This window comes from Carboxylicivirga marina (assembly GCF_016612505.1).
Lineage (GTDB): Bacteria > Bacteroidota > Bacteroidia > Bacteroidales > Marinilabiliaceae > Carboxylicivirga > Carboxylicivirga marina.
Genome location: NZ_JAENRR010000060.1, coordinates 21691 through 27931 on the forward strand (window position 1 = coordinate 21691; position 6241 = coordinate 27931).

Consider the following 6241-nt stretch of genomic DNA (forward strand, 5'->3'; position numbering starts at 1 on the left):
TACTCTAAATCATCAAATGATGAAATATGTTTTCCCTTCTCCTTTCCAAGTCATTCTGATATTTTAACAGAAATCGGGAGGATTGATTGTTTCCATCCAATCCCATCGGTTTAAATTCCATGTCCTTTGATTTAGGAATTATCACTCGAAGAAAATTTTCTAATTTAAAAAATGCCTGTTTCTCATTTCTGAATCAACAGGCATTAAATATATTTCATTTTTGATTTAAATGTATAATCAATATCATTTAAAATCAAGCTTTATGTAGCTGTTGACCATTAGCAACCACCAGCTACTCTTTTTTTCTTTGGTCGTTTTTTAATAACCGGCTTTGGTGCTGAAGGTGCATTTTCAGTTGCTGCACCTAAAGTACCACCTCCCAATGCTGCACTGGCGCCTTTTCTAAAATCGTATCTGGCAAACTCATCATCTGGACTGGTTGATGCAGGTTTGCCCGGACTCATAATGGTTTCAGCATAGTAATTCATACCACCTTGCATCACGTAGTTATTGATATATCCAAGCTGTCGCATGATCATCCACGCTTCATTGGCTGCTGTACTTCCGTTTGAATAAAACACATTCATCTTAACATCCTGATTGAGATAATCTTCGTTTTCGACAGAAAGGATATCTGCTAACGGAATATTAATGGCGCCAGGCAAATGGTATTTGTCAAAACTATCTTTATCACGTACATCAATTAATTGAAGCGATGGATCCTTTTGAACTAACATATCAGCTACCTCATCGGTTGATACGAACTGCATCCCTTCTTTCACCTCACCCAATAGCTCAGGAGCCGTTAATTTATATGGCCTTGTCGTATTTTCAGGAACTGCAGCAATAATTATTCCCAATGGGATAATTGCTAAGGCCAGTTTTAATCGCATATTCATGTTTCAATATTTTAAATGATTGTCATTTAACAAATCTATCACATTCAGGTTAGTATTCTTCTCTGGGAAACTTACGCTCGGCCCATTCACCTACAAAGAACATGCCCAAGGCTACCAAAATAAGTATTAAACCAAACGTTCCACGAGAGATACCTATCAACTCATTAATGGTTGGTGTACCCATGTTTTCGGCGTAGAACAGCTCTTCTATTAACGGAAATCCTTCGGTAAACAAAACGACTCCAATAACTAAACCACCAATAAAAGTTAGAGCATCTAACTTACCAATTGATAGCGCACAAAAGGCCGTGCCGGGACAAAAACCTCCTAAAATGAAGCCAACGCCCATTATCGCACCTCCAACAATAGCCGACCACAAGAATGTAGGGTTAATGTATATAAGGCTTAAATCGATCCAACCAAACAGGCTGAAGAATAAAAGGCCAAGCATAGCAACTATGGCAGCGGTAAAAAACACTTTTAGTACGGTTGTGTCATAACCATAAAACATTCCGGCCAATTTTCTAGATGACGAAAAACCACTTCGTTCAAGTACAAAGCCAAAGCCAATGCCAATGATGAAAGCCATCAAAAGGTTGGTGTATTCTGAAATATGTTCGTATACAATTAAAGGTCCCATATCTGTTTCTTTATTAAATCCATAATTTACGTGCAAAATAAGCTAAAGCAAAGGCTGTTCCGAATATAAATGCCATGGTGATAAAACCACCTAATGACAACACTGCCATTCCGCTGAGAGCAGAACCGCTGGTACAACCGCGGCCCAATTGAGAGCCAAAGCCAAATAATATACCTCCTATGGCCGCAAATACCAAGCGAACCTTACTGGTTATCTTCGGGCTATGTTCAACTTTAAATTTAAGTCTCCCGGCTAATGCGCCAGAAATAAAACCTCCGACTAAGACACCCAACATTTCCCAAACTAACCAGTCTTTTAAAGGACCTCCAGAATGAGACGCTTTGTAATTTTGGTAAAATTCAGTCGACTCAACGTGCGAAGGTGAAACTGTTTCAACACTTGCCACCACTACACTTTTAACAGCTCCACTTGCACCAAGGCCTCGCCCTGAGAAGTAAAATGCTGTCAGCAAAACCAAACCGAGTAGCACACCACCCATATACGGATTGATGTACTTAGTACTTTGCTCTTTATTCATCTATATCTATTTATATTATTAATCTCAATTTAATACAACCAACGACTCATTTGCCCGGCATATGCCATAATAAAACGGAATAATAAACCACCGAATAATACCAGAGCCGGAGCAACCATGTATGGTACTTTCTTGTTTCTCATCTCCATCACTTCAAGAGCTGCAGGAATAAGCAATCCAAATCCAACTACCAGCACCCAGAATACTGCCGTAAACTGCCCTCCAAGGAACATAGCTGAAGCATCAATTTGCACTTGTGAACTAGCTCTAAAACCCATAAACATATGAATAATCAAAAAGAGTTCTATGGCTATTAATAACAAGTCTATGCGTGCAAATGTGTGTCGTTCGGCCTTGGATTTTGATAAAATGATAATTGCTGCAGCACCAGTTGACATTCCCGACACTAAAAACAAAGGACCAAGGATGGATGTATTCCAAAGCGGACGGGCATTAAATGCTGATAGCAGAATTCCAGTATAAATACCCAGGATAACTGATAAAATCATCATTGCCCAGGCAATTGGAGTTTTGTAATCTTCCAATACTTTAATAGCATCTTTAACAACATCAAATTTCCAATCCCATTTCGGAAATAGTGTTTTGATATTAAGAGCAGCCCAAATACCTGACAAGGGCATAATGGCCATCAATGTCCAGGCTCCCCAACTCATTGGCGATTCAATTTTAAATGCCGTATAAAGTCGCCAAAAATATAATTTGTGCTTTAAATCCAGAAAGAGGAATACTAGTCCCAAGCCAATAAGTAATGGTGTGAAAATAGGCGCTAATTTTACCGCAGTTGGGTACTCATCGCTTTTCCCTTTGATAAAAAAGTAACTGGCAAAAAACAAAATACCTGCTGCTAAACCTCCTAAAAATAAGTATGCAGGAATATGCCATTCCCATATTTCTAATTGCGGATCGATGTGTGGATTCATACGTCCGCTAACGATTAACTCTTCTCTCATTTTATTCTTTTAAACGATTTATATCAAGAAGTACAATTGAGGCTGTGTGCCTGCTTCAGGTATCAAGGTTTTATACTTACGCTTTTTAATCACCTTGCTAACATCTGAATTTGGATCATCTAAATCACCAAAATACATGCATTTTGTTGGGCAAACAGCCACACATGCCGGCTCTTGTCCCTTTTTAACCCGATGAATGCAGAATGTACATTTATCGACATAGCCTTTGGGATGTGTAAATCGTGCATCATATGGACAAGAGGCAATACAAGCTCCACATCCAATGCATTTATTTTTAGTTACCAAAACAATTCCGCCATCACTATAATGACTTGCCCCTGTTGGGCAACAACGCACACAAGGTGAGTTCTCGCAGTGGTTACAGCGCTCTGAACGATGTTCCAATTCTAATTGCGGATACGTACCATCTGTCACTTCCACAATCCAGTCGCGACAGTAGCCTATCGGCACATCATTCTCGGTCTGACAAGCTACCACACAGTCACTGCAGCCCACACATTTTTTCGTATCTACGGCCATTGCATATCTCATAGCTGTCTATTTATGCTTTATTAAATCTAAATGTGATAAAATTACCTCTCATACCAGTGCCTCCCATAATTGGATCCATCATTACATTGGTTATTAACTCAGTGTCACTTGCTCCGCGTCCAAAGGCCCTGCTCAATTGCTTTTTTGAATGTCCAAACCCATGGACCATGTATACTGAATCCCAACGAATCCTCTCGGTAATTCTTACTTTTATAGGAAAAGTTGATACTACATTATCCTGGTTTTGAAGGTAAATTTCTTGTCCGTTTTGTAAATCCCATTCTTTGGCCACCTTTGGATTAACCCATACTGTATTCTCGTCCATCAAATCGGTAAGATTAGGATTGTTCGCTGTACGTGAGAAAGTATGCATCGGAGCACGTCCGTATATCAAGCGATAGTAACCTTCGGGTGGTTCTGGGTGAGCAGTGTATTTTGGCATCGGATCAAAACCATATTCTTCCAGTGAAGTAGAATATAATTCAATTTTACCCGTATTAGTATTGAATTCAATTTCTTCACCATCCCTATAATACAAATCGTCGTACTCACGTTCCATTTTTTTAACACCAATGCTCTGCATTTCTTCCAGTGATGAGCCAACCTTCTTCAATTGAAAGTCTAACTCTTCCTCGATAGAATCAAATGGAAAATATTCACCTTTACCTAATCGCTCTGCCAGATTCTTAGCCATCCACCAGGCTGGTTTTGAATCATATTTTGGCTTCATAGCCGGCATTCGTAATGAGATAGTGGGTTCGCGATGTTGGGTTAAGCGTAAAGAGTCATAACGTTCTAAATATGTACATTCAGGCAAAACAACATCGGCGTAACCGGTAATTTCCATTGGCATTGTGTCAACCACAACCATTAAATCAAGAGCATTAATAGCCTCTAAGGTTTTAGGTCGATTTGGTAATGTCTCAATAAGATTTGTACCATTAACAATCCAAGCCTTAACATTCGCGTCATTAGTAGCAGAAGGTATAGTAGCGTCACATACGCCATTGGCTAATGCTAAATCAGCCAATTCATATTTACCATTCATCGCATCACGCCAGGTCTTTTTAGGTTCTGGATATGGTGGATGTGGCACTCCTGGCACCTTAGCTTTGTCTGGGATATAAAAACCACCCCGGCGTCCCCATGAACCCAAAAGTGCATTTAGTATAGCAACTGCCCGTAAGCGTTGCGTATCATCACCATACCATGTTACATGCCGTCCGGGATGTATTATTGTTGCTGGTGATGCATAAGACATTTCACGTGCTGTTTCACGTATTACCTGAGGCTTTATGGTTGTTATGCCATATGCCCATTCAGGTGTCATGTGTTTTACGTGAGCCTTTAATTGTTCAAACCCAAAGGTATATTGTTCTACATATTTCTTATCGTATCGTTCCTCATAAATCAGAACATGAATCCATGCCATTAAAAGGGCAATATCAGTACTAGGTTTGATTGGCAACCAGTGCTTCGATTTACTGGCAGCTGTAGAAAAACGAGGATCAACAGTAATAATGGTTGCCCCTTTATCAATTGCATCTGACATTTCCTGCACGTGACCATTGTGCATATTTTCGCCAATGTGAGAACCAATTAGTACCATGCATTTGCAATCTCTAATATCTGTGGGTTCAGGAGAACTTAAACCTTCACCAAAGGTGGCTATAAAACCAACTTCACGTGGCCCACGACACTGTGCATATGATGGTGCCGTTATATTTTGAGAACCTAAAGCTTTTAATAAGTTACCAAAGTAAGTTCCACCTGAGCCATGCGTAAATAGTGCCAGGCTCTCAGGTCCATGTTTCTTAATGACTTTTTCTAATTTTTCCTGAATGTAGTCAAAGGCTTCTTCCCAGGATACTTCCTTATATGTCTGTGTGCCGTCAGCCGCCTCTACCCTAATCAAAGGTGTTTTTAAACGATCCTCATCATAGTACATACCAACACCTCCGGTTCCTCGGGGACAAAAGCGCCCGTTACTATTAGGATCATCATCATTACCAATGATTTTCTGTATTTGACCGTCTTTGTTTTTATAAGTCCAGCCAGCACATTTCCAGAAACACACTTCACAATATGTTGGTGTTCTGTGCAAATCCTCCGGCATTAGCCATGGTCCTTTAAGACTTTCAGGAATTACAGTATTATTTTGGGCCGTTAGTAACCGAGAACCAACCAAAACTCCCACGGCACCAAGTGCTGAAATTTTTATAAAATCTCTTCTGCTTTTACCCATCGATTTGTTGATTTAGAAAGTAATATTGACAAAAATAGCAAAATATACACATAACTAGATGTGTTAATTAATCAATATCATAAGGTAGCCCCTATTAATATTTAGACTTAATATCAATAATAGGAATAAAAAAGAATTGTTAGGAGTGCTACTTTAAATATTCATAATTTTTAATGGCAACATCTAACTATTAACCTGCTCTTTACAGAAATCATCACCTACTCATAACTGTCTGCACTTAATAAGATTTAATCTAGATAGAAAGTATTTTGCTCTACTTACTCTCATATGTCAATATCTATATTTTTTATACCTGGACTCACTAGCCTCCGAAAGTTTTAATAAAACGTACAAAAACATAGTAGAAGCCCAATGTTTAGGTTAAAAAACAAAGAT

Annotated in this window: 6 protein-coding genes and 1 riboswitch; all 6 genes read right to left on the bottom strand. The window is 39.1% G+C overall.

Annotation, left to right across the window (positions count from 1 at the left end; genetic code table 11):
- Positions 1–22: 22 nt before the first annotated feature.
- A riboswitch (molybdenum cofactor riboswitch) is annotated at positions 23–163 on the bottom strand.
- 115 nt (positions 164–278) lie between these two features.
- Genes JIV24_RS18185 through JIV24_RS18210 form a run of 6 tightly spaced genes read right to left on the bottom strand, consistent with a single transcriptional unit; the run spans position 279 to position 5845 of the window.
- Positions 279–899 (bottom strand): rhodanese-like domain-containing protein, encoded by a 621-nt coding sequence (locus JIV24_RS18185; RefSeq protein ID WP_200466504.1) that lies wholly within the window; start codon positions 897–899, stop codon positions 279–281.
- Between the two features lie 49 nt (positions 900–948).
- Positions 949–1539: a YeeE/YedE thiosulfate transporter family protein gene (locus tag JIV24_RS18190; protein WP_200466505.1), complete on the bottom strand. Its 591-nt coding sequence runs from the start codon at positions 1537–1539 to the stop codon at positions 949–951.
- Positions 1540–1552: 13 nt separating this feature from the next.
- Positions 1553–2077 carry a YeeE/YedE thiosulfate transporter family protein gene (locus JIV24_RS18195; RefSeq protein WP_200466506.1) on the bottom strand — a complete coding sequence of 175 codons (525 nt, stop codon included), beginning with the start codon at positions 2075–2077 and terminating at the stop codon, positions 1553–1555.
- 29 nt (positions 2078–2106) lie between these two features.
- Positions 2107–3048 carry an NrfD/PsrC family molybdoenzyme membrane anchor subunit gene (gene nrfD / locus JIV24_RS18200; protein WP_200466507.1) on the bottom strand — a complete coding sequence of 314 codons (942 nt, stop codon included), beginning with the start codon at positions 3046–3048 and terminating at the stop codon, positions 2107–2109.
- A gap of 18 nt (positions 3049–3066) precedes the next feature.
- Entirely contained in the window at positions 3067–3600 is a 534-nt protein-coding gene (locus tag JIV24_RS18205) for a 4Fe-4S dicluster domain-containing protein (RefSeq protein WP_200466508.1), read from the bottom strand.
- A gap of 10 nt (positions 3601–3610) precedes the next feature.
- Positions 3611–5845: a molybdopterin-containing oxidoreductase family protein gene (locus JIV24_RS18210; protein ID WP_200466509.1), complete on the bottom strand. Its 2235-nt coding sequence runs from the start codon at positions 5843–5845 to the stop codon at positions 3611–3613.
- Positions 5846–6241 lie beyond the last annotated feature (396 nt).

Excerpts from the sequence above, each read along its gene's own strand:
- JIV24_RS18205 (WP_200466508.1), bottom strand. The coding sequence starts at position 3,600 with ATGAGATATGCAATGGCCGTAGATACGAAAAAATGTGTGGGCTGCAGT.
- JIV24_RS18210 (WP_200466509.1), bottom strand. The coding sequence starts at position 5,845 with ATGGGTAAAAGCAGAAGAGATTTTATAAAAATTTCAGCACTTGGTGCC.
- JIV24_RS18195 (WP_200466506.1), bottom strand. The coding sequence starts at position 2,077 with ATGAATAAAGAGCAAAGTACTAAGTACATCAATCCGTATATGGGTGGT.
- JIV24_RS18190 (WP_200466505.1), bottom strand. The coding sequence starts at position 1,539 with ATGGGACCTTTAATTGTATACGAACATATTTCAGAATACACCAACCTT.
- nrfD (WP_200466507.1), bottom strand. The coding sequence starts at position 3,048 with ATGAGAGAAGAGTTAATCGTTAGCGGACGTATGAATCCACACATCGAT.
- JIV24_RS18185 (WP_200466504.1), bottom strand. The coding sequence starts at position 899 with ATGAATATGCGATTAAAACTGGCCTTAGCAATTATCCCATTGGGAATA.